26 protein-coding genes and 1 pseudogene are annotated in these 22,707 nt (G+C 67.6%); 12 read left to right on the top strand and 15 right to left on the bottom strand.

Annotated features, from left to right (window positions below; translation table 11 throughout):
* Positions 1 to 124: 124 nt before the first annotated feature.
* From rfbC to rfbA, 4 genes are read left to right on the top strand one after another with little or no spacing between them, the layout of a single operon-like run.
* Positions 125 to 706 carry a dTDP-4-dehydrorhamnose 3,5-epimerase gene (gene rfbC / locus JCM7685_RS13170; protein ID WP_074969483.1) on the top strand — a complete coding sequence of 194 codons (582 nt, stop codon included), beginning with the start codon at positions 125 to 127 and terminating at the stop codon, positions 704 to 706.
* Positions 703 to 1,740 carry a dTDP-glucose 4,6-dehydratase gene (rfbB, locus tag JCM7685_RS13165; protein ID WP_074969481.1) on the top strand — a complete coding sequence of 346 codons (1,038 nt, stop codon included), beginning with the start codon at positions 703 to 705 and terminating at the stop codon, positions 1,738 to 1,740. The genes rfbC and rfbB overlap by 4 nt, the downstream gene beginning before the upstream one ends.
* A complete protein-coding gene (gene rfbD / locus JCM7685_RS13160) occupies positions 1,737 to 2,588 on the top strand; it encodes a dTDP-4-dehydrorhamnose reductase (RefSeq protein ID WP_074969479.1) in 852 nt (283 codons plus the stop codon). Before rfbB ends, rfbD begins: the two co-directional genes overlap by 4 nt.
* On the top strand, positions 2,585 to 3,481 hold the full coding sequence (rfbA, locus tag JCM7685_RS13155) for a glucose-1-phosphate thymidylyltransferase RfbA (protein WP_074969478.1): 897 nt from the start codon (positions 2,585 to 2,587) through the stop codon (positions 3,479 to 3,481). The genes rfbD and rfbA overlap by 4 nt, the downstream gene beginning before the upstream one ends.
* A 274-nt stretch (positions 3,482 to 3,755) precedes the next feature.
* On the opposite strand, the gene JCM7685_RS13150 is transcribed toward rfbA, so the two are convergent.
* The 10 genes from JCM7685_RS13150 to JCM7685_RS13105 all read right to left on the bottom strand — a co-directional run bounded on the left by JCM7685_RS13150 (position 3,756) and on the right by JCM7685_RS13105 (position 9,828).
* Complete coding sequence (locus JCM7685_RS13150; RefSeq protein WP_408634313.1) at positions 3,756 to 4,823, bottom strand: glycosyltransferase; 1,068 nt, start codon at positions 4,821 to 4,823, stop codon at positions 3,756 to 3,758.
* A 370-nt stretch (positions 4,824 to 5,193) separates the two neighbouring features.
* Positions 5,194 to 5,763: a hypothetical protein gene (locus JCM7685_RS13145; protein ID WP_074969474.1), complete on the bottom strand. Its 570-nt coding sequence runs from the start codon at positions 5,761 to 5,763 to the stop codon at positions 5,194 to 5,196.
* A gap of 9 nt (positions 5,764 to 5,772) precedes the next feature.
* Entirely contained in the window at positions 5,773 to 6,525 is a 753-nt protein-coding gene (gene flgH / locus JCM7685_RS13140) for a flagellar basal body L-ring protein FlgH (RefSeq protein WP_083412853.1), read from the bottom strand.
* 10 nt (positions 6,526 to 6,535) lie between these two features.
* A complete protein-coding gene (gene flgA / locus JCM7685_RS13135) occupies positions 6,536 to 6,952 on the bottom strand; it encodes a flagellar basal body P-ring formation chaperone FlgA (protein ID WP_083412859.1) in 417 nt (138 codons plus the stop codon).
* Positions 6,952 to 7,737, bottom strand: coding sequence for a flagellar basal-body rod protein FlgG (gene flgG / locus JCM7685_RS13130; protein WP_074969471.1), 786 nt, complete (start codon positions 7,735 to 7,737; stop codon positions 6,952 to 6,954). The genes flgA and flgG overlap by 1 nt, the downstream gene beginning before the upstream one ends.
* Positions 7,738 to 7,748: 11 nt before the next feature.
* A complete protein-coding gene (locus JCM7685_RS13125) occupies positions 7,749 to 8,465 on the bottom strand; it encodes a flagellar hook-basal body complex protein (protein ID WP_074969469.1) in 717 nt (238 codons plus the stop codon).
* A 3-nt stretch (positions 8,466 to 8,468) separates the two neighbouring features.
* Entirely contained in the window at positions 8,469 to 8,735 is a 267-nt protein-coding gene (locus JCM7685_RS13120; protein WP_074969467.1) for a flagellar biosynthetic protein FliQ, read from the bottom strand.
* A 10-nt stretch (positions 8,736 to 8,745) separates the two neighbouring features.
* Entirely contained in the window at positions 8,746 to 9,024 is a 279-nt protein-coding gene (fliE, locus tag JCM7685_RS13115; protein WP_074969465.1) for a flagellar hook-basal body complex protein FliE, read from the bottom strand.
* Positions 9,025 to 9,034: 10 nt separating this feature from the next.
* The gene (gene flgC, locus JCM7685_RS13110) at positions 9,035 to 9,427 is read right to left on the bottom strand and encodes a flagellar basal body rod protein FlgC (protein ID WP_074969505.1); all 393 of its coding nucleotides are present in this window, start codon (positions 9,425 to 9,427) and stop codon (positions 9,035 to 9,037) included.
* 11 nt (positions 9,428 to 9,438) lie between these two features.
* Entirely contained in the window at positions 9,439 to 9,828 is a 390-nt protein-coding gene (locus JCM7685_RS13105) for a FlgB family protein (RefSeq protein ID WP_074969463.1), read from the bottom strand.
* Between the two features lie 108 nt (positions 9,829 to 9,936).
* Between JCM7685_RS13105 and JCM7685_RS13100 the strand changes: the two genes are divergently transcribed.
* Complete coding sequence (locus tag JCM7685_RS13100; protein WP_074969461.1) at positions 9,937 to 11,253, top strand: FliI/YscN family ATPase; 1,317 nt, start codon at positions 9,937 to 9,939, stop codon at positions 11,251 to 11,253.
* A gap of 122 nt (positions 11,254 to 11,375) precedes the next feature.
* Positions 11,376 to 12,107, top strand: a complete 732-nt coding sequence (locus JCM7685_RS13095; RefSeq protein WP_074969460.1) for a Crp/Fnr family transcriptional regulator — start codon at positions 11,376 to 11,378, stop codon at positions 12,105 to 12,107.
* Here the strand turns inward: JCM7685_RS13095 and JCM7685_RS13090 are convergent, their stop codons facing one another.
* The 3 genes from JCM7685_RS13090 to JCM7685_RS13080 all read right to left on the bottom strand — a co-directional run bounded on the left by JCM7685_RS13090 (position 12,108) and on the right by JCM7685_RS13080 (position 15,151).
* Entirely contained in the window at positions 12,108 to 12,923 is an 816-nt protein-coding gene (locus JCM7685_RS13090) for an extensin-like domain-containing protein (protein ID WP_074969458.1), read from the bottom strand.
* Between the two features lies 1 nt (position 12,924).
* Positions 12,925 to 14,364, bottom strand: coding sequence for a L,D-transpeptidase family protein (locus JCM7685_RS13085; protein ID WP_074969456.1), 1,440 nt, complete (start codon positions 14,362 to 14,364; stop codon positions 12,925 to 12,927).
* Positions 14,365 to 14,470: 106 nt separating this feature from the next.
* On the bottom strand, positions 14,471 to 15,151 hold the full coding sequence (locus JCM7685_RS13080) for a GntR family transcriptional regulator (RefSeq protein ID WP_231964639.1): 681 nt from the start codon (positions 15,149 to 15,151) through the stop codon (positions 14,471 to 14,473).
* Positions 15,152 to 15,492: 341 nt separating this feature from the next.
* On the opposite strand from JCM7685_RS13080, the gene JCM7685_RS13075 reads away from it, so the two are divergent.
* The 4 genes and pseudogenes from JCM7685_RS13075 to JCM7685_RS13060 all read left to right on the top strand — a co-directional run bounded on the left by JCM7685_RS13075 (position 15,493) and on the right by JCM7685_RS13060 (position 19,074).
* A complete protein-coding gene (locus tag JCM7685_RS13075; protein ID WP_074969452.1) occupies positions 15,493 to 16,683 on the top strand; it encodes an MFS transporter in 1,191 nt (396 codons plus the stop codon).
* A 66-nt stretch (positions 16,684 to 16,749) separates the two neighbouring features.
* On the top strand, positions 16,750 to 17,229 hold the full coding sequence (locus tag JCM7685_RS13070) for an ureidoglycolate lyase (protein WP_074969450.1): 480 nt from the start codon (positions 16,750 to 16,752) through the stop codon (positions 17,227 to 17,229).
* Positions 17,226 to 17,857 (top strand): annotated as a pseudogene (locus JCM7685_RS13065) (ribonuclease HII). Before JCM7685_RS13070 ends, JCM7685_RS13065 begins: the two are co-directional and overlap by 4 nt.
* Before the next feature lie 86 nt (positions 17,858 to 17,943).
* Complete coding sequence (locus JCM7685_RS13060) at positions 17,944 to 19,074, top strand: site-specific DNA-methyltransferase (protein WP_074969449.1); 1,131 nt, start codon at positions 17,944 to 17,946, stop codon at positions 19,072 to 19,074.
* 98 nt (positions 19,075 to 19,172) lie between these two features.
* Here the strand turns inward: JCM7685_RS13060 and JCM7685_RS13055 are convergent, their stop codons facing one another.
* Both JCM7685_RS13055 and JCM7685_RS13050 read right to left on the bottom strand, forming a co-directional pair.
* A complete protein-coding gene (locus tag JCM7685_RS13055; RefSeq protein WP_074969447.1) occupies positions 19,173 to 20,309 on the bottom strand; it encodes an alkane 1-monooxygenase in 1,137 nt (378 codons plus the stop codon).
* A gap of 4 nt (positions 20,310 to 20,313) precedes the next feature.
* Positions 20,314 to 21,381 carry an A/G-specific adenine glycosylase gene (locus JCM7685_RS13050; protein WP_074969445.1) on the bottom strand — a complete coding sequence of 356 codons (1,068 nt, stop codon included), beginning with the start codon at positions 21,379 to 21,381 and terminating at the stop codon, positions 20,314 to 20,316.
* A gap of 84 nt (positions 21,382 to 21,465) precedes the next feature.
* Here JCM7685_RS13050 and JCM7685_RS13045 point away from each other — a divergent pair, with 84 nt between their 5' ends.
* Both JCM7685_RS13045 and JCM7685_RS13040 read left to right on the top strand, forming a co-directional pair.
* The gene (locus JCM7685_RS13045; RefSeq protein ID WP_074969443.1) at positions 21,466 to 22,005 is read left to right on the top strand and encodes a DUF721 domain-containing protein; all 540 of its coding nucleotides are present in this window, start codon (positions 21,466 to 21,468) and stop codon (positions 22,003 to 22,005) included.
* Complete coding sequence (locus JCM7685_RS13040) at positions 22,002 to 22,670, top strand: DsbA family protein (RefSeq protein ID WP_074969441.1); 669 nt, start codon at positions 22,002 to 22,004, stop codon at positions 22,668 to 22,670. Before JCM7685_RS13045 ends, JCM7685_RS13040 begins: the two co-directional genes overlap by 4 nt.
* The last annotated feature ends 37 nt before the right edge of the window (positions 22,671 to 22,707 follow it).

Below are 22,707 nucleotides of genomic sequence, written 5' to 3'. Positions count from 1 at the left end.
AGTCACGCATTATTCCCCGTGCATTTTAATATCCGCAGGCATAGGTTGGCGCGATCCGGCGCTTGTGCGCCGCGGGCTGTTCCTTCATACGGCATGCCGGGTGGAGCTTATCTGGTAGAGACAGATGCAGATCGAAAAGACCTCGCTTCCGGGCGTTCTGGTCCTTGTCCCCCGGCGCTTCGGCGACGAACGCGGATTTTTCTCGGAAAGCTGGAACCGCAGGACCCTGCATGAGGCGGGTTTGGACCTGCCGGAATTCGTGCAGGATAACCATTCCTTATCATCGACTTGCGGAACCCTGCGCGGGTTGCATTTCCAGGCCCCCCCGCATGCGCAGGGCAAGTTGGTGCGCTGCGGCCGCGGGCGGCTTTTCGATGTCGCCGTCGACATCCGCAAGGGCAGCGCGACCTATGGGCGCTGGACCGGGCAGGAGCTTTCTTTCGAGAACGGCCGCCAGCTGTGGATTCCGCCGGGGTTCCTGCACGGCTTCCTGACCCGCGAGGCCGATACGGAAATCCTGTATAAATGTACGGATCATTACGCGCCGGATTGCGACGGGGCGGTGGCGTGGGACAGTATCGGCATCGACTGGAGGTTGACCGGCCTGCCGATCCTGTCGGGCAAGGACGCGGTCGCTCCGGCATTGGAACGGTTCGACAGCCCCTTCGTCTATGAGGGGCCATTTGATTACGAGGCGAGATTATGAGGATACTGGTTACCGGCGGCGCGGGATTCATCGGCTCGGCCGTGGTGCGGCTGGCCATCGCGCGCGGGCACGAGGTCGTCAACCTGGACGCGTTGACCTATGCCGCCAACCTTGCGAACGTCGCCTCGGTCGCGGACGACCCGCGCTATGCCTTTGAACGGGCCGACATCCGCGACCGCGCCGCGCTGGACCGCATCCTTGCCGCACACAAGCCTGACGCGATCATGCACCTGGCCGCCGAAAGCCATGTCGACCGCTCGATCGACGGGCCGGGCGCCTTCATCGAGACCAATGTCACCGGCACCTACAACCTGCTCGAGGCGGCGCGGGCCTATTGGACCGCGCAGGGCCGGCCCGACGGGTTCCGCTTCCACCATATCTCGACTGACGAGGTCTTCGGCTCGCTGGGCGAGACCGGGCAGTTCACCGAAGCCACCCCCTATGACCCGCGCAGCCCCTATTCGGCCTCGAAAGCCGCCTCGGACCACCTGGTCCGCGCCTGGCACGAGACCTACGGCCTGCCGGTGGTGCTGACCAATTGCTCCAACAATTACGGGCCCTTCCATTTCCCGGAAAAGCTGGTGCCGGTGGTGATCCTGAACGCGTTGCACGCCCGGCCGATCCCGGTCTACGGCGACGGCGGCAATGTCCGCGACTGGCTTTATGTCGAGGATCACGCCGACGCGCTGCTGCTGGTGCTGGAAAAGGGCGCGCTCGGGGAAAGCTACAACATCGGCGGCGAGAACGAGGCCAGGAACATCGACCTTGTCCGCACCATCTGCGCCGAGATGGACCGGCTGCGTCCCGGTTCGGCGCCGCATGACCGGCTGATCGGCTTCGTCACCGACCGGCCCGGCCACGACCGGCGCTATGCCATCGACCCGACCCGCATCCGCACCGAACTGGGCTGGCGCCCTTCGGTCACGGTCCAGGAGGGGCTGCGCCGCACCGTCGAATGGTATCTCGCCCACGAGGACTGGTGGCGCCCGCTGCTGACGCGGCAGGGCGTCGGCGAACGGCTGGGCACGGCGTGAGCGATCTGCTGGTCTTTGGCCGCACCGGCCAGGTCGCGCGGGAATTGGCGCGGCTGGCGCCTGAGGCGCGATTCCTGGACCGGGCCGCCGCCGACCTCTCGGACCCGGCAGCCTGTGCCGAGGCGATTCGCGAATCAGGCTGCGCGGCGGTGCTGAATGCCGCCGCCCATACCGCCGTCGACCGCGCCGAATCCGAGCCGGAGCTCGCCCGCCGCATCAATGCCGAGGCGCCCGCCGCCATGGCCCGCGCCTGCGCCGCGCTGGGCGTGCCGTTCCTCAGCCTCTCGACCGATTACGTCTTCGACGGTTCGGGTGCGGCGCCCTGGGTCGAAACCGACCCGACCGGCCCGCTGGGCATCTACGGCGCGACCAAGCTGGCGGGCGAGCAGGCTATCGCCGCGTCCGGCGGGCAATGGGCGGTGCTGCGCACCTCCTGGGTGTTCTCGTCCCATGGCGCCAATTTCGTCCGGACCATGCTGCGGCTGGCGGCCGAGCGGTCGGAACTGCGCGTGGTCGCCGACCAGCACGGCGGCCCGACGCCCGCCGCCGACATCGCGGCCGCCTGCCTGACCGTGCTGGCCGCCATGCGCGGCGACGCCACGCGCGGCGGCCTCTATCATTTCTCGGGCGCGCCCGACATCACCTGGGCCGATTTCGCGCGCGCGATCATGGCGGACGCCGGGCTGGCTTGCCGCATTATCGACATTTCCACTTCGGATTATCCCACCCCGGCGCGACGCCCGGCGAATTCCCGCCTGGATTGCGCCGCCATTCTGCGGGACTTCGGCATCAGCCGCCCCGACTGGCGCGCCGGTCTCGCCAAGGTATTGCAGGAGCTGACAGCATGACCCAGACCGTTTCGTCCCCGCGCAAGGGCATCATCCTGGCCGGGGGCTCGGGCACCCGGCTCTATCCGATCACCATGGGCGTGTCCAAGCAGCTGCTGCCGATCTACGACAAGCCGATGGTCTATTATCCGATCACGGTGCTGATGCTGGCCGGCATCCGCGAGATCGCCATCATCACCACGCCCGAGGACCAGCTGCAGTTCCAGCGCCTGCTGGGCAACGGCAGCCAATGGGGGCTGCGTTTCGAATATCTGGTCCAGCCTTCGCCCGACGGGCTGGCACAGGCCTATCTGCTGGCCGAGGATTTCCTGGCCGGCGCGCCGTCGGCCATGGTGCTGGGCGACAATATCTTCTTCGGCCACGGCCTGCCGCTTCTGCTGGCGGCTGCCGACCGCCGGAGCGAGGGCGGCACCGTCTTCGGCTATCGCGTCGCCGACCCCGAGCGTTACGGCGTGGTCGCCTTCGATGCTGACGGCAAGGCCAGCGCGATCATCGAGAAGCCCGAGGTGCCGCCCTCGGATTACGCGGTGACCGGGCTCTATTTTCTCGACGGCAGCGCACCCGCCCGTGCGCGCGAGGTCAAGCCCTCGGCCCGGGGCGAGCTTGAGATCACAACGCTTCTGGAAACCTATCTGCACGACGGCAGCCTGACGGTCGAGCGCATGGGCCGCGGCTTCGCCTGGCTCGACACCGGGACGCATGCGAGCCTGCTGGATGCCGGGAACTTCGTGCGCACGCTGGAACAACGCCAGGGCCTGCAGACCGGCTGCCCCGAGGAAATCGCCTTCGAGGCCGGCTGGATCTCTGGCGAGGAACTGCGGGCGCGGGCGGCGCTGTTCTCGAAAAACGCCTACGGGCGCTATCTGCTGCGTGTGCTGGGCGAGGCGGGGTAAGAGCGGCCCTGGACCTGGCGCGCGACCGGTCTGCCCCGGTGCCTCTGCCGGTCGAGCAGACGCGCGCCGTCCGGATGCCGCTGCCGGCATACAACGCATGGCGCGACGCTTCGCCCGCGGCGATGGAAAGCTGGACGCGTTGGAGTTGTTCCAACCCGTCCGGTTGTCGCTTGCGACTCTGCGCGAACGAGGGCGGCTTTCGGAAGCGGCGCCAGCGTACGGCAGTCGCCCGTCCATGATGGTGTTCTGCACCCGGTCCTCCGGCTTGGTCTCGCTATCCATCCCGCAACTTCTTGCTTGGCGGGGCGGGCGTCCCGGGCTTGGCGAGAGCGACGATCTCGGCATGGCTGCGGGTGAAATTGCCGTGCAGGGCGTCCTTGATCGCCAGCCGGACCAGCCGCCTGCATGTGCGTCTTTCGGGGCGCGGCAGCGCGCCTCCGATCGCCAGCCATCTGGGCAGCATCGCCGTCATCAGCAGCGGAAAGATCCACGCGCCGGCGGCGCGGCGATAGATCAGCCAGCGATTGCGATAAGTATAATAGACCTTCCAGAGGGGGCTTGGAATCGCACCGGCCCGTTGCGTGCCGCATTCGTGTTCGAATGCCAGGTCCGGCGCGAACAGCAGCCGTCCGCCCGCCTGGGTCAGGCCCAGCGTATAGAGCACGTCGTCGCCATAGATGAACAGCCGCCCGTCGGGATAGCCCGCGCGGATCGCGCCGGCACGGGAGACGAAGAAGCCCACGAAAGAGGTTCCATCCAGCGGCCGCGGCGCCTCGGTCTCATAGGCCGCATCGGGAATATGAAAGGCGGCGCGACCGCCTCCCGCGAGCACGCGCAGGAACACGCCCGGGCTGGCGAAAGGGTTGACCCAGGGCCGGTTCATCTCGCAGATGCCGCCGTCGGGAAACCGGACCGCCGCGGCCAGCGCCTCGGCGCCCGGCCAGCGGTTCGCCGCCAGACCTTGCCGGAAGCGGGCGATGGCGCCCGGGCAGGGGCGGGCGTCGTCATCCATCAGTAGCAGCCAGTCCGGATCGAAACGGCGCCTGGCCTCGCGCATCCCGGTCTCGAATCCCAAGGCGCCTCCGCCGTTCTGGGCCATCTCGATTACGGTCAGCCGAGGATCCGTAAGCGCGGCGAGCCAGGCGCGGCTGCCGTCGGTCGAGCCGTTCTCGACCACCAGCAGGCGGTCGACCGGCTCGGCCAGAAGCCGCGCCACGGTCTTTTGCAACTGTTCCCTTCGATTGAAGGTGACGACGATGGCTGCGACGGTCGGGACGGGAGGATCGGCCTTGCTCAAGAGGGGCTCACGGGAAACGCTGCTGTCACGGAATGGCCCGCCCACGCTTGCTTGGCAAGGGGCCGCTCGGCAAAAAGGCCGCTCCAAAAGCAGTTCCCAGGTCGCTGGCGCGCCGGAATACGGCGGGATCTGGGAAAGTGAAGGCAGAGGCGCATGCCCCGCTCGCGCTGCGACACCTTTCTCGGGCTGCGATCCGCCGCGGGACGATTACAAGCGGTCTCGCAGCACGTTCTTGCGCTCCGCGCGGCGGCAGCGCCGTTCGCAATGGCTGGCGCAGGAGCGGAACACGGGTCGCGCACTGCAGGAAGGGGCTCCGTGCAGACTTACCGATCATTTCGCGATCAAGGCGAGCTTGCCCGGCCTTCAAAGGTCCTGCATATGCTTGCGGCGGGCCCCCGCGACCCCGCCCAGCGGGTCATTGCTGCTGCCGGCCGATGTCTTCGATCAGGATCCGCTTGACGCTGGGACCTGCAGCGTTTTGCGCAGCGGCCAACAAGGCGGCGCGCAGGCGCTGCTGCGCCGGATCCGAGGTAAAATTGCCTTCGAAGCCCCCGGTGTTGGCTTCGATCATCAGGGCATTCAGCAGAGCGTCGCGCAGGCGATGCTCCTGCGCTTCGATCTCGGGCCGGGCCGAGGCCGGCATTTCCACTGTCAGCGACAGCACCATGATCGCCGTGGGCGTGCCGTTGCGCAGGATCGGCACGAAGAACTGGGTCGGAAACTTGAACCAGTCCAGCGCGGAATCGTCCTTTGCGACTTCGGCGCCGTGCCCACCCTGAGGCTTGGCGCCATGGCCATCTTCGGCCTCTGCTTCGGCCTCTTGGCCATGGGCGCCGACATCGGCGGTCTCGGCTTTTTCAGCTGCTTCGGCGCCAGGCGCGGTCTCGGTCGCCGTGGCCGGCTTGCCGGCGTGCAGCATGTCGCCCCCCACCGCGCCGGCGATGAAGGCGAGCAAGGGAACAATGATCAGCAGGATCTTTTTCACGCATTCACCTCAATAGGGCAGCACGATGTCGGCAATCTGCTGGCCATAGCGCGGCTGCTGCACGTCGCTGATATGGCCTCGGCCGCCGTAGGAGATGCGCGCGCCCGCAATGCGATCATATGAGATTTCGTTGCGGCGCCCGATGTCCGAGGGCCGCACGAATCCGCTGACCGTCAATTCGCGCACCTCGTAGTTCACACGCACCTCTTGCGTGCCCTGGATGCGCAGCACCCCGTTCGGCAATCGGTCGACCACGGTGGCGGCGACGCGCAGCGTCAGCTTGTCGCGGCGCGAAATATTGCCGCTGCCCTTGTAGCTGGAAGAGGCCTTGGCCTCGGCCAGCTCGTCCATGCTGGCGCCTTCGGGCAGGATTTCGTCGATGCGCTGCGGCAGGCCGGCCAGCGACGGAATGCTGACCTTGTCGGCCGAACTGCGGCTGCGGCCCGAACTGTTCTGGATCTCGGCGCGGTCGTCGATCTCGATCACCACGGTCAGGATGTCGCCGCGATTGGCGGCCCGCCGGTCCGCGACCAGCGAATTCTGCGACGTCGTCCACAGCGAGGCCGCGCTGTCCGGCCGGTCGGGCAGTTCTTGCGAACCATAACCTTGCGAGGTCATGGCCTGGAATTCGACGCTGCTTTCGGGCTGGGTCATTTCGGGCACCCGCCCGACCTGCGAAACCCGGCCGCAGGCCGTCAACGAAAGGGCGAGGGTCGCAGCGCCTAGCAGGACCAAGGGGCGCGATTGCATGGGGTAGGGCATGGCAAGTCCTTCAGTTCTGCGCGACGATCACGGTCCCGTCGGCGGCGACGCGCCCCGAGACGGTGACCCGCGACGCGTTGTTCATGACGCGGATGATCTGGCCGACGCTTCCGGCAGAGAGCGCGCGCCCCTCGGCCTCGATCCGCAGGGCGGATTTCTGATAGGTGATAGTGACGATCTGGTTGCGGCCGACCAGCATCGGCGCCGACAGGAACGAGGGGTCGATGCGGCGTCCCTCGTAGACCATGACCCGCAACTGTTGGCCGACGACCTGCGACACGTCCTGCAAGCCGCCGTCCTGGTCCGCGGCCAGGACGACATCCCCGGGCGCGAGCACGGTCCCGGCCGGCAAAGTGCGCGTGGCCAGCGCGGCGCCGGCCAGCGCCGAATGCGGCAGCAACAGCAAAAGAAGTGCAAGATACCGCATCATCGCACCTGCACCGTGGTGCCCAGCATCTGGTCGGCGGCGGTGATCACCTTGGAGTTCAGTTCGTAGCCGCGCTGTGCCTTGATCAGCTCTGCGATTTCGCGCACCGGATCTACCGCGCTTTCTTCCAGGAAACCGCCGCGGATCGTGCCCAGCCCTTCCTGGCCCGGTGTCGCGACGCGCGGCGGCCCCGAGGCCACGGTTTCCAGGAACAGGTTCGAGCCCGTCGCTTCCAGCCCCTTTTCGTTGACGAAGCTGGCCAGGGTGATCTGGCCCAGGTTCTCGGGTTCGACGCGGTCGTCGAAATAGGCGAAGACTTCACCATTGGGGTTGATCGAGATGCTGCGGGCATCCTCGGGGATGGTGATGTCGGGGACAAGTGGATAGCCCTCGGAGGTCACCACCTGCCCTTCGGGCGAGCGTTTCAGACTGCCGTCCCGCGTATAGGCCGAGATGCCCGAAGGCAGCGTCACCTCGAGATAGCCGGCGCCGTCCACGGCCACGTCCAGGTCGCCGTTGGTCTGGGTCAGCGAACCCTGGGACAGCATGACCGCGACGCTGGCCGGGCGTACGCCCAGGCCCAGCTGCACGCCGGCCGGGACCATGGCGCCATTGGTGGCGGTCAGCGTGCCGGGGCGGGTCACCTGCTGGTATTGCAGGTCGGCGAATTCCGCCCGCCGCGGGTTGTAGCCCGTGGTCGACATGTTGGCGAGGTTGTTCGAGATGACCTCGACGCGCATCTGCTGCGCGCTCATCCCGGTCGCCGCGATCTGAAGTGCTCTCATGGTCTGTCCTTTCACCGGGTCAGCGATGTGATGGTCTGACGGATGCGCTGGTCTTCCTGGTCGAGGAAGCTTTGGCCCAGTTCATAGGCGCGCTGCACCTCGATCATGCGCGACAGTTCCAGCACCGGGTCGACGTTGGAATCCTCCAGGAAGCCCTGGCGCAGCTTGGCGTCGTCCAGCGGCTCGACGGCACCGCCGGGATCGAAGAGCGTGCCGGCCTCGTGCTGCAGCTTCGCGGGGTCGGGGCTGGCAAAGATGCCGACGCGGCCGACCGGATTGCCATCGGCGGAAACCGTGCCGTCCACGCCGATGCCGACGCTGCCCACGCCGGACGGGATCACGATCGGGGCCTGGCCGTCGTCCAACAACTGGTAGCCGTCGCTATTGACCAATTCGCCTTCGGCATTGGTCATGAAGGCGCCGGCGCGGGTCAGGCGGTTGCCCTGGGGGGTCTGCACCATCAGGAAGCCGTCGCCCTCCAGGGCGAGGTCGTATTGGCCGTTGGTCTGGGTCATGCCGCCCGGGCGCAGGTCGACCATGCGGCCGCGGCCGTTGGCCATCGCCAGGGTTTCGCCCCGGCGGTCCAGCGGCACCATGTATTCCGAAAAGACCACGCCCTCGCGCCGGAAGCCGGTGGTGTTGGCGTTGGCGATGTTGTTGGCCACGCTGCGCATTTCGCGCATCAGGCCGGACTGGCGGGTCAGGGCGGCATAGATCGCATTGTCCATGGCCTAGGACCCCGCGATCTGCGGCAGGATCTGGTCGTTGAAGAAGCTGACCAGAGTCGCCGTCATGAAGCTCATGCTGACCCAGAACACCACCAGCATCAGCCCGATCTTGGGCACGAAGGTCAGCGTCATTTCCTGCACCGAGGTCAGGGCCTGGAACAGGCCGATGACCACGCCGGTCACCAGCGCGACGATCAGCAGCGGCGCAGCCATGCGCACCGCGATCCACAGCGCCTGGCGGGTCAGGTCGAAGATCAGGTTCTGGTCCATCGTCCCGTCCTCAGACCGGCATGCGCAGGATTTCCTGATAGGCCTCGACCACCTTGTCGCGAATGGCGACGACGGTCTCGAGCGCGATCTCGGCCTGCGCGATGCTTTGCACCAGTTCATGGGTGTCGGACTTGCCGGTCATGGCGCCGCTGGCGGCGACGTCGACCTGCTCCATCACCTTGGCAAAGTCCGAGGCGGCGGCGGTCACGCCTTGCGGCAGGCCCTGGGCCGGAGCGACCGCGTCGCGGGCGCGGTCATAGGCGGTTGCGGCGATTGTCGATGTGATCATGGCACTATCCTCAACGGCGGATCAGATCCAGCAGCGAGCTGCCCATCTGCCGGGATTGTTCAAAAACGCGAAGATTGGCCTCGTAGCTGCGGCCAGCCTCTTTCGAGTCGGCGATCTCGACCACCAGGTCGACGTTCGAGCCGGCATAATAGCCCTCGTCATCCGCCATCGGATGCGCCGGGTCGTAGATCTGCGGCAATTCGCGGCGGTCCAGCCGGGTCGGTCCGGGCGCCACGGCGCCGGTCGGACGGCCGAAATCCATCTGCTCCTGGAAGGCCACCGTCTTGCGGCGATAGCCGGGCGTATCGGCATTGGCGATGTTTTCCGAAATGTGGCGCAGGCGTACGGATTGCGACTTCATCCCCGAGACGGCCAGTTCGACGGCGGAAAGCGGTTCGGTCATCATGCCCTCCGTCAGCCGCGCCGGCCGATGCTGGTGCGCAAGAGCGACAGCGAGGATTTCGTCACCGCCAGCGAGATGTCGAATTCTCGCTTCGCCGCGGCACTCCGGAACATCTCATCTTCCAGCGAGACGGTATTGCCGTTCGGGGCGGGCTCGCCGCCGGCGTCCAGCGCCCGTTCGGCGCCGCCGCCCCAACTGATCCCGGTCACATGGCCAGGGCGCGAGGCCCGCATCTCGGCCGCGGGTTGCGAGCGATAGGTCTCGGCAAAACCGGCCAGATCGCGCGAGCGAAAGCCGGGCGTGTCCGCATTGGCCACGTTCCGGGCGATCAGCTTCTGCCGTTCCGCCGCGTGTGCGGTCAGCGCGCCGGCCATCCGCAGGGTTCCGATCCGGTCAAACATCGAGGCATCTCCTCTGTTCCGATAAACCCGGTCTTAACCCCAATAGGTTTAGAAACCCTTTCGAGGCGCAGGCCCTGCGCGAAAAAAGGGGATGTCGGAATGGATAAAATGCAGTCGATCGCGGCCCGGATGCGCGGGATCGGCATGACGCGCCACTTCGGCCAGGTCAGCGCGATCCAGGGCGGTCTGATCTCTGCCAGCGGGCTGAACAGCCACGCATCCTTGGGGGATCGTGTCATGTTTTCAATGCGTTCTGGCAGGACCCTGGCCGGAGAGATCGTCGCGCTGCATACGCAGCACGCGGCGATCCTGCCCGAGGGACCGATGGACGGGCTGTCCATCGGCACACGGGTCGAACTGGTCTTTGCCCCCACGCTGGCGGCCGCAAATGCCTGGATCGGGCGAATCATCGATCCCTTCGGCAAGCCGCTGGACGGCCGCCCCATCCTTGCCGGCGGGGAAGAGCGCGGCTTTCGCCCACCGCCGCCGCCAGCAGCCTCGCGCAACCGGTTGGGCACGCGGCTGGATACCGGGCTGGCGGTCTTCGACACCATCCTGCCGCTGGTGCGCGGCCAGCGCATGGGGTTGTTCGCGGGCTCGGGCGTGGGCAAGTCCACGCTGCTGTCGGCGCTGGCCAAGGGGGTATCCGCCGATGTCGTGGTCATCGCCCTGGTGGGCGAGCGCGGGCGCGAGCTGCGCGAATTCGTCGAGGAAACCTTGGGCGAAGAGGGGATGGCACGGTCGGTCGTCGTCGCCGCGACCTCGGACCAGTCGCCGCTGATGCGGCGGCGCTGCGCCTGGGCGGCGATGACGGTGGCCGAACATTTCCGGGACCAAGGAAAACATGTGCTGTTCCTGGCCGATTCCATCACCCGCTTCGCCGAGGCGCATCGCGAGATCGCGCTGGCTGCCGGCGAAAGCCCCAGCTATCGCGGCTTCCCGCCCTCGGTCTCGCATCTGATCATGTCGCTGGCGGAGCGCTCGGGCCCGGGGCCGCAGGGCTCGGGCGACATCACGGCGATCTTCAGCGTGCTGGTCGCGGGTTCGGACATGGAGGAGCCGGTGGCCGACATCCTGCGCGGGGTGCTGGACGGACACGTGGTTCTGGACCGCGCCATCGCCGAGCGCGGGCGCTATCCGGCCGTGGATGTGCTGCGTTCGGTCTCGCGCTCGCTGCCGCAGGCGGCAAGCGCGCCGGAAAACGTTCTGATCGCGCGGGCGCGGGCGCTGCTGGGGACCTATGCCGAATCCGAGCTGATGATTCGCGCCGGGCTCTATGCCCAGGGCTCGGATCCGAAGCTGGACGAGGCGGTTCGGCTCTACCCGGCGCTGGACCAGTTCTTCACCCGGCAAAGCCCGAACGCAAGGCAAAGCTTCGCGCTGCTGGCCGAGGCGATGGGCGCGACCCCGGCAAGGGCGGTCTGACACGCAACAAGCCTATGAATTCGGTGGGGTTATGGCATGATTGATGAAAGTTAACCCCCGCCCCGGGGCATTGCGCCGTCGTGCCAGAGTTGACACTCTCCCGCGGTCTGCCGAGGAGCATCATGGCCATCACCGAATATTTCGTCCGCTACTTGCAAAGAAGGGACCAGCTTTCCGGCGCAGACATCGACCGTCTTCGCGCCGTCCAGACCACCCATGTCGCGTTCCGACCGGGCGAGGTGATCGTGCCCAGGGGCCGGCTTGCCACGCGCAGCTGCATGATGCTGCGCGGCATGTCGGCGCGCCAGCATGCGCTGGTCGGCCGTCCGTCCGAACATGTCATCACCGCCCTGCATGTGCCCGGCGATTTCGTCGACCTGCACGGTTTCGTTCTGGCGGGGCTCGAGCATGAGGTGGTCTCGGTCGGCGACTCGGAGGTCGAATTCGTCGATCATTGCGAATTGCGCGAGATTACGGACAATTTTCCGCATCTGACCCGGCTGTTGTGGATGTCCACGGTGATCGACGCGGCGATTCACCGGCAATGGCTGGTGGCCGCCGCGTCGTTGCGGTCCAGCGGCCATCTGGCGCATCTGCTCTGCGAGCTCTACATCCGGCTGGCCAGCGTGGGTGCGGCCCAGGACCATCGCTTCACCCTGCCGCTGCTGCAGAAGGAACTGGCCAATATCCTGGGCTATACGCCGATCCATGTGAACCGGGCGGTGCGCGATCTGCGCGCCGAGGGGCTGATCCGCTGGAACGGCAGCGAGGTCGAGATCCTCGACTGGCAGGGCCTGGTGCGGCTGGCGCGGTTCAACCCCGAATATCTGGAACTGGACCGGGTCCGGCGCTGACTATTGGCACAGCCGCCAGCCGCCGCGGCGCGCCTTGATGTCGAGGTGCAGGTGGTCGTCATGCGCGGCATTGGCCCCCGGGCCAAGCACGGTGGTGAAGTGCAGGCAGGCCGCCCCGCGCACCGCGCGCTGGAAGGCCTCTTGCAGGTCGCCGCTGTCCGCCCGTGGCTCGACCGCGATGCGGCTGCCGTCCTCGAAGCGGAAGGCGGCGATGTCGAAGGCGTTGCCGAAGGCGTGTTCCGACAGTTTCCCGCCCGCGCCTTCGCCGCCCACCGTGGCGCGGCATTGATAGGTCGTGCCGGGTTCGAGCCCTGACAGCCGCGGCTGGCCCGGCAGCCGCGCCGCGGCGGGGCGCACGAAATCGCGCAGCCAATGCGCCAGCTGCCGGGCGGTGTCGCAGCGCATCGGCGCGCCGCCGGCGATCTCGATGCCGGGCAGAGGCGCGCGCAGCAGGATCGGACGGTCGATGCCGCAATCGCGCTGCTCGGCATCGGCGATCGGCGCCTGCTCGTCGAAGTCGGCGCCCAGCAGCGTCAGCTCCATCAGGCAGGCGGCATAGTCGAAATCGCTTTCCCGCAAGGTGGTGTGGACCGGCGGGCCGGCGGGTTCGGGCGGCTCGTCCGGCTGGGTCGCGGGCTCGGGCTGTTCCGGCGCGGGATCTGGCAGGGCAGAGGCCGCCGCCGGGTCCGCGGCGGGCGCGTCCTGCGGCCGGGGGGCGGGACGATGCTCGCCGGGCGGCTCGGGGCGCGGGGCGGGGGCGTCCTGGGCCAGCGCTAGGCCCGGCAGGGCCAGCAGGACCAGGGCCAGCCCCCGCATCTCAGGGCTGCCCCGGTTGGGGATACAGCGTCACGCTGCCCGCCGGGTCGCCCGGCAGGGTATCGGGCAAGCCGACGTCCGACGGATATTCCGGCTCTTCCGGGACGGCGGCGGGCGGCGCGGCCTGGGGGACCAGCGGCTCGGCCGAGGCGGGGGTCTCGGGCGTGATGACCAGCGGCCCCGGGTTGGCGACCGCCGCGGCGGTGCTGGCTGCCACCGTCTCGGTCATGGCCGCCTCTGCGGGGACCGGCGCCGGCTCGGCCGCCGCCAGCACCGGCGGCTGCCGGACGCCCCGCGCCGGCGGCCGGGTCGGGGCCAGCGTCGTCGCCATCGCCGTGCGGCCCGCCGCCGCCGCCGGGGTGACGCCGGTCACGTCGGCGATGCTGGTGCCGGGGTCCAGGAACTCGACCGTGGTCACCTTGGCCTTGACCATATGCGCCAGTTCCCAGGCGTCCCAGTTCGTCAGCCGCACGCAGCCATGCGACTGGTTCAGGAACAGCTGCGACGGCGTCGCGGTGCCGTGGATGCCGTAGCTGGGTTCGGAGAGGTCGATCCAGACATTGCCCACCGGCCCGTTCGGTCCCGGCGGCACGATCAGCACCCGGTCGTTCTTGCCCTGCTTGAAGTTGCGCTGCGGATTGTAGGTATAGGTCGGGTTCAGCGCCACCGCATCGACCAGATGCTTGCCATGCGGCGAGGGCGTGTCGGCCGAGCCGACGGTCGCCGGATAGTCGGCGACCATGTTGCCCTTGGCGTCGTAGGCGGCGACGCGGCGCGTGGCCTTGTCCACGATGATCCGGGTGACGGCGGCGCGGATCGGCTTGGCCGGCACGGTGACATGGATGGTCTCGCCGGGGCGGAAGCCGCTGCCGGGGTTCAGCTTGGCCAGGAACTTCTCGTCCATGTGAAAACGCTCGGCCAGCTTCTCCAGCACGCTGGTATAACCCTGCGAGCGCATCGCGGCCTTTTCGGCGTAATCCGCGGGGATGTTGTCGACAAGGCCGGTCGCGTCCTCATCGGTGATGGTATAGTCGGCGGTCAGCGGCGCCGCGGCATAGCCCTGCAGCAGGTCCCAGACGGCATGGTCCATGCGTCCGGACATCGGCAGGCCGGCCCGGCGCTGGAAGGCCTTGATCGCGCTTTCGCTCATGCCGCCGCGCCAGCCGTCCACCACGCCCGGCGAAATGCCCGACCGGTCCAGCAGGATCTGCACCTTCGCGGTCAGTGCCGATTGGCCGGGGGGCAGGTCGCTGCCGTCGTATTGCGCCGCCTCGATCTCGTCGCGGGTGATCGAGATCAGCGCCCGGGGTTTCGGCGGCGCCACCGCGGCGGCCGGGTCGGGGGCGATTTCGGCCCCGGCGGGCGCCAGCGGCAGGAAAAGGGCGGCAGAGGCCAGCGCAAGGCGCGCAAGAAGCCCCCGCGTCGTGCTGATCGGGAACATGCTCGGGTCGGGTCCGTTTGCCTGTCGTATCTTTGTTTTGCCCGCATCATTGGCGAAATGCGGCCGCCAAGGCAAGCAAGCAGCGGTCAACTCGGGTTGATCCGGCCTAGATATTCGCAATCATCCGGTGTTCCTGCGGGAAATAGCGCCGGGTCAGCGAAACGGGCATGTTGTCCAGCCAATCCATCCGTTCCAGCAGCAGCACCGGGGCGTCGACCGGCAGTTCCAGCGCCTGCGACACGAAGCCCTTGCCCGCCGCCGTCGCCGCCATCGCCATGCTGCCGCGGTTGATCGGCACATGGCCCAGCAGCCATTCGCAGGGGCTGATCTCTTCCAGCGCGTCGCGGGTCAGGCCGGGGGTGGCGAAATTGTTGAGCCAGCGCTCTTCGCAGCAATAAATCGCCCCGTCGGCGGTAAAGCGCGAACGGATGCGCAAGAGCACGTCGTCGGTGCGCAGCAGCATCGCCTGGGCGATGTCCGCGGGCGGCGAGGCCTCCTGATAGTCGAGCAGCGCATAGCCGTAGACTTTGCCCGCGGCCTCGATCTCGCGCCGCAGCAGGAAGCGGACCATCTGCACGCGCGGGTGCCGGGCGACGCGGGTGCCGACCTTGCGCCGGCGTTCGAGCACGCCGCTTTGCGCCAGCGCCTGCAGGGCGCGGTTGACCGTGGCCCGGGCGCAGCCGAATTCGGTGGCAAGATCCGCCTCGGTAGGAATCAGTTCGCCCTCGGGCCATTCGCCGTTGCGGATGCGGTTGAGCACGTCCTCCTGCACGCTCTGCCAGGTCATGTTCCGCCGCTTGCGTTCCTGATCCTCGGCCGAGAGGGCCTGCGCCACACTTCTGGGGAATGTCATCATTTTGAATATTATGGCGATCTATCGAGGGTTTTTCGGGGGACTCGATAACGGGGCGGCCGGCGGGCGTCGCATTGACACTGACCGGCCGGGGCAGCAAGAAGGCTTGTCGTCGCGCCGTCCGACCCTGGAACTCAAGTAAACTCTTCAGTTTAGCTTTGAGAGCAAATCGTCGCAGGGGTCAAGGCAATTCGGCGCCGGCCCGGCGGCGTGGCCAGGTTGACAATTCCCCGACGCAGGGGGAAATACGGGCAATTCGCAAGAGGTGGATCCCCGTGTCGGACGCATCGACCATCCGCGGCCATGGCGTTTCGGCCACGGCCTGGACCGTGCTGATCGCCATCAGCCTGTGCCACATGATCAACGACATCATGCAATCCATGCTGGCGGCGATCTATCCGCTGCTGCAGCAGGAATTCACCCTCTCCTATTGGCAGATCGGGCTGATGACCTTCGCCTTCCAGGTGACGGCCTCGCTGCTTCAGCCGGTGGTGGGGGCGGTGACGGACAAGAAGCCGATGCCGCGGTCGCTGGCGGTCGGCATGGGCGCCACGGTCTGCGGGGTGCTGCTGCTGGCGCTGGCGCATGAATACTGGGTGCTGCTGGCCGGAGCGATGTTGATCGGTGTCGGCTCGGCGGTGTTCCATCCGGAAAGCTCGCGCGTGGCCCGGATCGCCTCGGGTGGGCGGTTCGGCACCGCGCAATCGCTGTTCCAGCTGGGCGGGAATTTCGGCCAGGCGCTGGGGCCGCTGCTGGCGGCCTTCATCGTGGTGCCGCTGGGCCGGCCTTCGGTGGCGGTGTTCTCGGTCGCGGCCATGCTGGGCTCGGCCATGCTGTGGCGGGTCGGGACCTGGGCCGAGGGCCGGCGCAAGGCGGCGGGCGCGCGGGTCGTGGGCCCCTCGCCGCTTGCGCCCCGCCGGGTCGCGATGGCGATCGTGGTGCTGGCGCTGCTGACCTTCACCAAGAACATCTATACCGCCAGCCTGTCCAGCTATTACACCTTCTTCCTGATCGAGAAGTTCGGTCTCAGCACCCAGCAGGCGCAGATCATGCTGTTCCTGTTCCTGGGCGGCATGGCGGCCGGCGTCATGCTGGGCGGGTTGCTGGGCGACCGTGTCGGCCCCCTGAAGGTGATCTGGTTCTCGATCCTGGGCATCCTGCCCTTTACCCTGGCGCTGCCGCATGTGGGCCTGGCCGCGACCGGGGTGCTGACGGTGATCATCGGACTGATCCTGGCCTCGGCCTTTCCGGCCATCGTGGTCTTTGCCCAGGAGCTGGTGCCGGGGCGGACCGGCATGATCGCCGGCATCTTCTTCGGCTTCGCCTTCGGCATGGGCGGGATCGCCGCCGCCGTGCTGGGGCTGGTGGCGGATGCCAGGGGGATCGAATTCGTCTACAAGATATGTTCCTATCTGCCGCTGATGGGGCTTCTGACCGTCTTTCTGCCGCGGATGGAGCGGCTCTGAGAGGACAGGGGCGGGGGCCTTGCCCCCGCACCCCCAGGATATTTACACACAAAAGAAGCAGGGAAGATGAGCAAGATCAAAATCCAGCCGATCACCGCCGAGGCCTTCGCACCCTTCGGAGAGCTGCTGACGCCGCGCGAGGCGCCCAGCAAGATGATCAATGCCGGGCGCTGCGAGCGTCATCATGCGCTGGCCACGGTCGAGCGAGGCGGCGGTGAGGCGATCATCTCGATCTTTCGGTCCGAACCGGTGAGCCTGCCCTATGATTGCACGCTGCTGGAGCGGCATCCGCTGGGCAGTCAGGCCTTCGTGCCGCTGGGGGCGGATCCCTGGCTTTCCGTCGTGGCGCCGGACGAGGGCGGTCGGCCGGGGGCGCCTGTGGCCTTTCTGGTGCCGGCCGGCATGGGGGTGAACCTGCGGGCCGGGGTGTGGCACGGCGTGCTGACGCCGCTGGACCGGCCGGCGGATTTCCTTGTCGTGGACCGCGAGGGCGAGGGCGTGAACCTGGAAGAGGTCGCCATCGCCCCCGTCACCGTCGAGGCATGAACTGGCCCGACTATGCCTTCGAGGAAGCGGCGCTGCGCAACGGCGCCCGCTTCGTCGCCGGCGTGGACGAAGTGGGGCGCGGCCCGCTGGCCGGACCGGTGACGGCGGCGGCGGTGATTCTGGATGCCGCCTGCATTCCCGAGGGGCTGAACGATTCCAAGAAGCTGACGGCGAAGCGGCGAGAGGCGCTGGCCGAGCGGCTGATGGCCTGCTGCGACTGGGCCGTGGGACATGCCAGCGTCGAGGAGATCGACCGGCTAAACATCCTGCGCGCCTCGCATCTGGCGATGTGCCGGGCCATCGCCGGGCTGCGCCGGCGGCCCTGCCTGGTGCTGATCGACGGCAACATGCTGCCGCGCGACCTGGACCTGCCCGGGCAGGCGGTTGTGGGCGGCGACGGGCGCTGTCTGTCCATCGCCGCGGCCTCGATCGTGGCGAAACTGTTGCGCGACCGCATCATGGTGGATTTGGCGCAACAGCACCCCGGATACGGCTGGGAGGCGAATGCCGGTTATGCGACCGCGGCGCATCGCCAGGCGCTGCTAGATTTGGGCGTGACCCCATATCATAGGCGCAGCTTCGCCCCGTCCACAATATCTTGTGTAAAGCTGAAACCGCAAGCTGTTGATTCAAAAAAGAATTTGACGGCGAATCGCCTCTGACTCATGATCGGGCCAAGCAAATCGGCGACCAACGCCGAAACCCGAGGCAGTGATGACGAAGCAAGACACCAAATCCCGCGCCGCGGCGCGACCCCTTCCGCTGAACCAGATTCTCGCCGGCGACTGCGTCGCGTTGATGAACGCGCTGCCGGAAAACAGCGTCGACCTGATCTTTGCCGACCCGCCCTATAACCTGCAGCTGAAGGGCGAGCTGCACCGTCCCGATAACAGCCGCGTCGATGCCGTCGACGACCATTGGGACCAGTTTTCCGGCTTTGCCGCCTATGACCAGTTCACCCGCGACTGGCTGGCCGCCGCCCGCCGCATCCTGAAGCCGGATGGGGCGATCTGGGTGATCGGCAGCTATCACAACATCTTCCGCGTCGGGGCCGAGCTGCAGAACCAAGGGTTCTGGATCCTGAACGACGTGGTTTGGCGCAAGGCCAACCCGATGCCGAACTTCCGCGGCAAGCGGCTGACCAACGCGCACGAGACGATGATCTGGGCCAGCAAGTCCGAGGGCGCGAAATACACCTTCAACTACGAGGCGCTGAAATCGCTGAACGAGGGCGTGCAGATGCGCAGCGACTGGGTGCTGCCGATCTGCACCGGCGGCGAGCGACTGAAGGATGAGGGCGGCGCCAAGGCGCATCCGACACAGAAGCCGGAATCGCTGCTGCACCGCATCCTGGTCGGGTCCACGAACCCTGGCGACGTCGTGCTGGATCCGTTCTTCGGTACCGGCACCACCGGCGCCGTGGCCAAGATGCTGGGCCGCGACTTCATCGGCATCGAGCGCGAGGCGGCCTATCGCGCGGTGGCCGAGAAGCGGCTGGCGCGCGTGCGCCGCTTTGACAGCGAGGCCATCGCCACCACCAAGGCGAAGCGCGCCGAGCCGCGCGTGCCCTTCGGCCAGGTCATCGAGCGCGGCATGCTGCGTCCGGGCGAGGAGCTGTATTCGATGAACAGCCGCCACAAGGCCAAGGTGCGCGCCGACGGCAGCCTGATCGGCAATGACGTCAAGGGCTCGATCCACCAGGTCGGCGCGGCGCTGGAAGGCGCGCCCAGCTGCAACGGCTGGACCTATTGGCATTTCCGCCGCGAGGGCAAGATGATCCCCATCGACATCCTGCGCCAGCAGATCCGCGCCGAGATGGAGGGCGACGAGACCCGCCCGCACTGAGTTTTCCGGTTCGCCAAGTCCCGACGTTCCGCGAGCTCTGGCGCGGCCGGGACCGCCTTGCCCCGTTCGGCCTTGCGCCGGGCGGGGCCTTTTAGCTTTCAGAGCGCGCCGCGCGGGGGGGGGTTCTGGCCCTTGGTATAGGGCTGCCAGTCGGTGATTTCGGGGTAGAACTGCTTGCGCCAGGCGCGCACGCGCGGGTTCATCCGCCGTCGCCACAGGGGCGGCACCATGGCCAGGAAGGTCATCGCCGGATAGCCCATCGGCAGCTGCGGCGCCTCTTCCTGCGAATAGGTTTGCAGCAAGGGAAAGCGCCGGTCGGGCTTGTAATGGTGGTCGGAATGGCGCTGCAGGTTGATCAGCAGCCAGTTCGTCGCGGTATGCGAGGAATTCCAGCTGTGGCGCGGCAGGACATGTTCGTAGCGACCGTTGCCCAGGTATTTCCGGGTCAGCCCGTAATGTTCGACGTAATTGGTCAGTTCCAGCTGCCAGACCGCGACGAAGGCCTGCCAGACGAAGAGCAGCAGCCCCTGCCAGCCGCCCAAGCCGGCCGCCAGCGCCAGCATCGCCAGCTGCAAGGCGCCGTAGCGCCAGAACGGGTTGCGGCGGTCGAATTTCGAGCGGCCCGAGCGGGTCAGCCGCCGGGTCTCGGCCGCCCAGGCGCTGGCCGGGCATTCGATCAGCACGCGCAGGAAGAAGCGGAAGAAGCCCTCGTTGTAGCGGGCCGAGACGGCGTCGCGCGGCGTCGCCACCCAGGAATGATGCACCAGCAGGTGCTCGGTGCGGAAATGCGAATACAGCGTCGAGGCCAGCAGCAGGTCGCCCAGCCAGCGCTCCAGCTTGTTCTTCTGGTGCAGCAATTCATGGGCATAGACGATGCCGATGGTGCCCGAGGCGACGCCGATGCCGAAGAACAGGCCGGCCTTTTCCCAGCCCGAAAGCCCGCCGCGCGTGGCGAACCAGATGCCGCCGAAGATCATCGCCGCCTGGATCGGGAACCAGATCACAGTGATGGCGCGATACCAGATCAGCTGCGATTCGGGCGTCCCGGTGTCGGGGTTTTCCTCGTTCAGGCCCAGCACCGCGTCCAGCATGGTCATCAGATACCAGGCGTAGAACGGCATCAGCGCGAACCACCAGCCGCCCCAGCGCAGCGCGACCAGAAACAGCGGCACCATGCCCAGCGACAGCCAGAAGGGCAGGGCGTCGATCAGGCGGGAACGGAAGGCGGTCTGCATGGGCTCACCTATCGCGTGTTGCGGGGGTTTGCCATGGCGGCGCGTTGTCGCGGGCTGTGGCCGGGAACGGATTCTGGGCGAGGACCCAGGCCTTGCGCATCAGGCCGGGCAGGGCGCTGGGGTCGAACCGGCCGAGCGGCACCAGATTGCCGCGTTGCGGCGTTGCGGTCAACCGGCCGGTCGCGACGGTCAGGTCCAGCGCGAAATGGGTGAAGACATGGCGCACCAGCCCCAGCTCCTGCCAGTCCGCCGGCGCGGGCGGCGGCAGGTCGGAGCCGTCCCAGCCGGTCGAGGGGAAGGCCAGTGTGCCGCCCAAGAGGCCCTTGTCGGGCCGCGTCTCGACCAGCACGGCATCCTCGGTCAGGCCGATCCAGACCGTGCCCCGGCGCTGCGGCTTGGCTTTCTTCGGCGCCTTGCGCGGCAGTTCCGCGGCGATGCCCTGGGCACGGGCCTGGCAATGCGGGATGATCGGGCAGATGCCGCAGGCCGGGCTGCGCGGCGTGCAGATGGTGGCGCCCAGGTCCATCATGGCCTGGGCGAAGTCGCCGGGACGCGCCTGCGGGGTCAGGCGGGCGGCCAAGGCGGTGAGTTCCGGCTTGGCGGCGGGCAGCGGGGTTTCGACCGCGAAAAGCCGGGCGACGACGCGCTCGACATTGCCGTCGACCACGGTCTCGGGGCGGTCGAAGGCGATGGCGGCGATGGCGGCCGAGGTATAGGCGCCAATGCCGGGCAGGGCCGCCAACCCTTCGCGGGTGTCCGGAAAGGCGCCCAGTTGCGCGACAGTGCGGGCGCAGGCCACCAGGTTGCGGGCGCGGGCGTAATAGCCCAGGCCCGCCCATTCCGCCATGACCTGCGCATCCTCGGCCGCGGCCAGGTCGTGGACCGTGGGCCAGAGCGTGGTGAAGCGTTCGAAATAGGACTTCACCGCCGCCACGGTGGTCTGTTGCAGCATGACCTCGGACAGCCAGACTCGATAGGGGTCGGCGCCTGTGCCGCCGGGCGGCGTGCGCCAGGACAGCACGCGGGCGTGGCGGTCGTACCAGGCCAGCAGCTCCTGCGGGATCACCGCCATGTCACGCAATTTTCAGCCTCATCTCTCTGGCGTCCGGGCGCGTCGCAGGTCAGACTGCGCCGAAGTTGAACCAAGCGTCGCAAGATGGCCCAGAGCAGACCCGACAGCAAGCCCAAGCGCCGGATGCGTGGTTTCGAGCCCGCAGCCCAGCTGGTCGCCGCCCGCGTGAAGAACGTGGGCGAGAGCCGCGGTTTTGCCGTGGCGCGGCTGCTGACGCATTGGGCCGAGGTGGTCGGCCCTGAGATCGCCGCCCACAGCCGCCCGGTCCGCGTCAGCCATGGCAAGGGCTTCGGCGCCACGCTGACGCTGCTGGTGGCCGGGGCGCGCGCGCCGCTGGTGCAGATGCAGATCGAGCAGATCCGCGACAAGGTGAATGCCTGCTACGGTTTCAACGCCGTGGCGCGCATCGTGCTGACCCAGACCGCACCCATCGGCTTTGCCGAGGGCCAGGCCGAATTCACCCCGGCGCCGCGCCGTGCCGTGCCGCCCGATCCGGCCCGGGTCGCGCAGGCCGAAGGCATCGCCGAAGGCTTCGACAATCCCGCGCTTTCCGCCGCCATGCGGCAGTTGGCGCTGAACATCCTGTCCCGCCGGGACATCAACGACCGAAAGGCCAATCCATGACGCTGTTCCGCCGCTCTTTCATCGTCGCCGCCACGGCCGCGCTGACCGTTTCCGCGCTGCCCGCGCTGGCGCAGGAGACGACGCCCGCCCCGGCGGAAAGCGCCCAGACCGCCGAGCAGATGCCGCAGGGCAAGGTGCTGCCCGACATCGTGTTGGGTCAGGCCGATGCGCCGGTCACCATCGTCGAATATGCGAGCTTCACCTGCCCGCATTGCGCCGCCTTCCATGACGAGAACCTGCCCAAGCTCAAGGCGGAATATATCGACACCGGCAAGGTGAAGTTCATCCAGCGCGACGTCTATTTCGATGCGGTCGGGCTGTGGGCCGGGATCCTGGCCCGCTGCGGCGGCGACGACAAGTATTACGCCGTCTCGGATCTGCTGATGAGCGGGCAGAAGACCTGGCTGGATGCCAAGACCATGGACGACATCTCGGCCAACCTGCGCAAGGTCGGTGCCAAGGCCGGCATGACGCCCGAGCAGATGGACGCCTGCTGGAACGACAAGCAGAAGGTCGCGGACCTGGTCGCGACCTTCCAGACCCATGCCACCGCCGACAAGGTCGAGGGCACGCCCAGCTTCGTCATCGACGGCGAGAAGGTCTCGAACCAGCCTTGGGACGAGATGAAGAAGATCATCGACGCCAAGCTGGCCGCCAAGGGCTGAGCGCCTGGCGGCAGCGCCGCAGGGGTATTTGGAAAAC

This window comes from Paracoccus aminovorans, from assembly GCF_900005615.1.
Taxonomy (GTDB): Bacteria; Pseudomonadota; Alphaproteobacteria; order Rhodobacterales; family Rhodobacteraceae; genus Paracoccus; species Paracoccus aminovorans.
The sequence above is the reverse complement of the archived record's forward strand: the minus strand, read 5'-3'. Positions and strand labels throughout refer to the sequence as shown.

Coding starts and splice junctions, on each gene's coding strand:
- flgA (WP_083412859.1), bottom strand. CDS start 6,952: ATGCGGTATCTTGCACTTCTTTTGCTGTTGCTGCCGCATTCGGCGCTG.
- flgH (WP_083412853.1), bottom strand. CDS start 6,525: ATGCCCTACCCCATGCAATCGCGCCCCTTGGTCCTGCTAGGCGCTGCG.
- fliE (WP_074969465.1), bottom strand. CDS start 9,024: ATGATCACATCGACAATCGCCGCAACCGCCTATGACCGCGCCCGCGAC.
- JCM7685_RS13055 (WP_074969447.1), bottom strand. CDS start 20,309: ATGCAGACCGCCTTCCGTTCCCGCCTGATCGACGCCCTGCCCTTCTGG.
- JCM7685_RS13105 (WP_074969463.1), bottom strand. CDS start 9,828: ATGTTTGACCGGATCGGAACCCTGCGGATGGCCGGCGCGCTGACCGCA.
- JCM7685_RS13060 (WP_074969449.1), top strand. CDS start 17,944: ATGACGAAGCAAGACACCAAATCCCGCGCCGCGGCGCGACCCCTTCCG.
- JCM7685_RS13095 (WP_074969460.1), top strand. CDS start 11,376: ATGGCCATCACCGAATATTTCGTCCGCTACTTGCAAAGAAGGGACCAG.
- flgC (WP_074969505.1), bottom strand. CDS start 9,427: ATGACCGAACCGCTTTCCGCCGTCGAACTGGCCGTCTCGGGGATGAAG.
- JCM7685_RS13045 (WP_074969443.1), top strand. CDS start 21,466: ATGGCCCAGAGCAGACCCGACAGCAAGCCCAAGCGCCGGATGCGTGGT.
- JCM7685_RS13080 (WP_231964639.1), bottom strand. CDS start 15,151: ATGACCTGGCAGAGCGTGCAGGAGGACGTGCTCAACCGCATCCGCAAC.
- JCM7685_RS13125 (WP_074969469.1), bottom strand. CDS start 8,465: ATGGACAATGCGATCTATGCCGCCCTGACCCGCCAGTCCGGCCTGATG.
- JCM7685_RS13120 (WP_074969467.1), bottom strand. CDS start 8,735: ATGGACCAGAACCTGATCTTCGACCTGACCCGCCAGGCGCTGTGGATC.
- rfbA (WP_074969478.1), top strand. CDS start 2,585: ATGACCCAGACCGTTTCGTCCCCGCGCAAGGGCATCATCCTGGCCGGG.
- flgG (WP_074969471.1), bottom strand. CDS start 7,737: ATGAGAGCACTTCAGATCGCGGCGACCGGGATGAGCGCGCAGCAGATG.
- JCM7685_RS13085 (WP_074969456.1), bottom strand. CDS start 14,364: ATGTTCCCGATCAGCACGACGCGGGGGCTTCTTGCGCGCCTTGCGCTG.
- JCM7685_RS13090 (WP_074969458.1), bottom strand. CDS start 12,923: ATGCGGGGGCTGGCCCTGGTCCTGCTGGCCCTGCCGGGCCTAGCGCTG.
- rfbC (WP_074969483.1), top strand. CDS start 125: ATGCAGATCGAAAAGACCTCGCTTCCGGGCGTTCTGGTCCTTGTCCCC.
- JCM7685_RS13040 (WP_074969441.1), top strand. CDS start 22,002: ATGACGCTGTTCCGCCGCTCTTTCATCGTCGCCGCCACGGCCGCGCTG.
- JCM7685_RS13050 (WP_074969445.1), bottom strand. CDS start 21,381: ATGGCGGTGATCCCGCAGGAGCTGCTGGCCTGGTACGACCGCCACGCC.
- JCM7685_RS13100 (WP_074969461.1), top strand. CDS start 9,937: ATGCAGTCGATCGCGGCCCGGATGCGCGGGATCGGCATGACGCGCCAC.
- rfbB (WP_074969481.1), top strand. CDS start 703: ATGAGGATACTGGTTACCGGCGGCGCGGGATTCATCGGCTCGGCCGTG.
- JCM7685_RS13070 (WP_074969450.1), top strand. CDS start 16,750: ATGAGCAAGATCAAAATCCAGCCGATCACCGCCGAGGCCTTCGCACCC.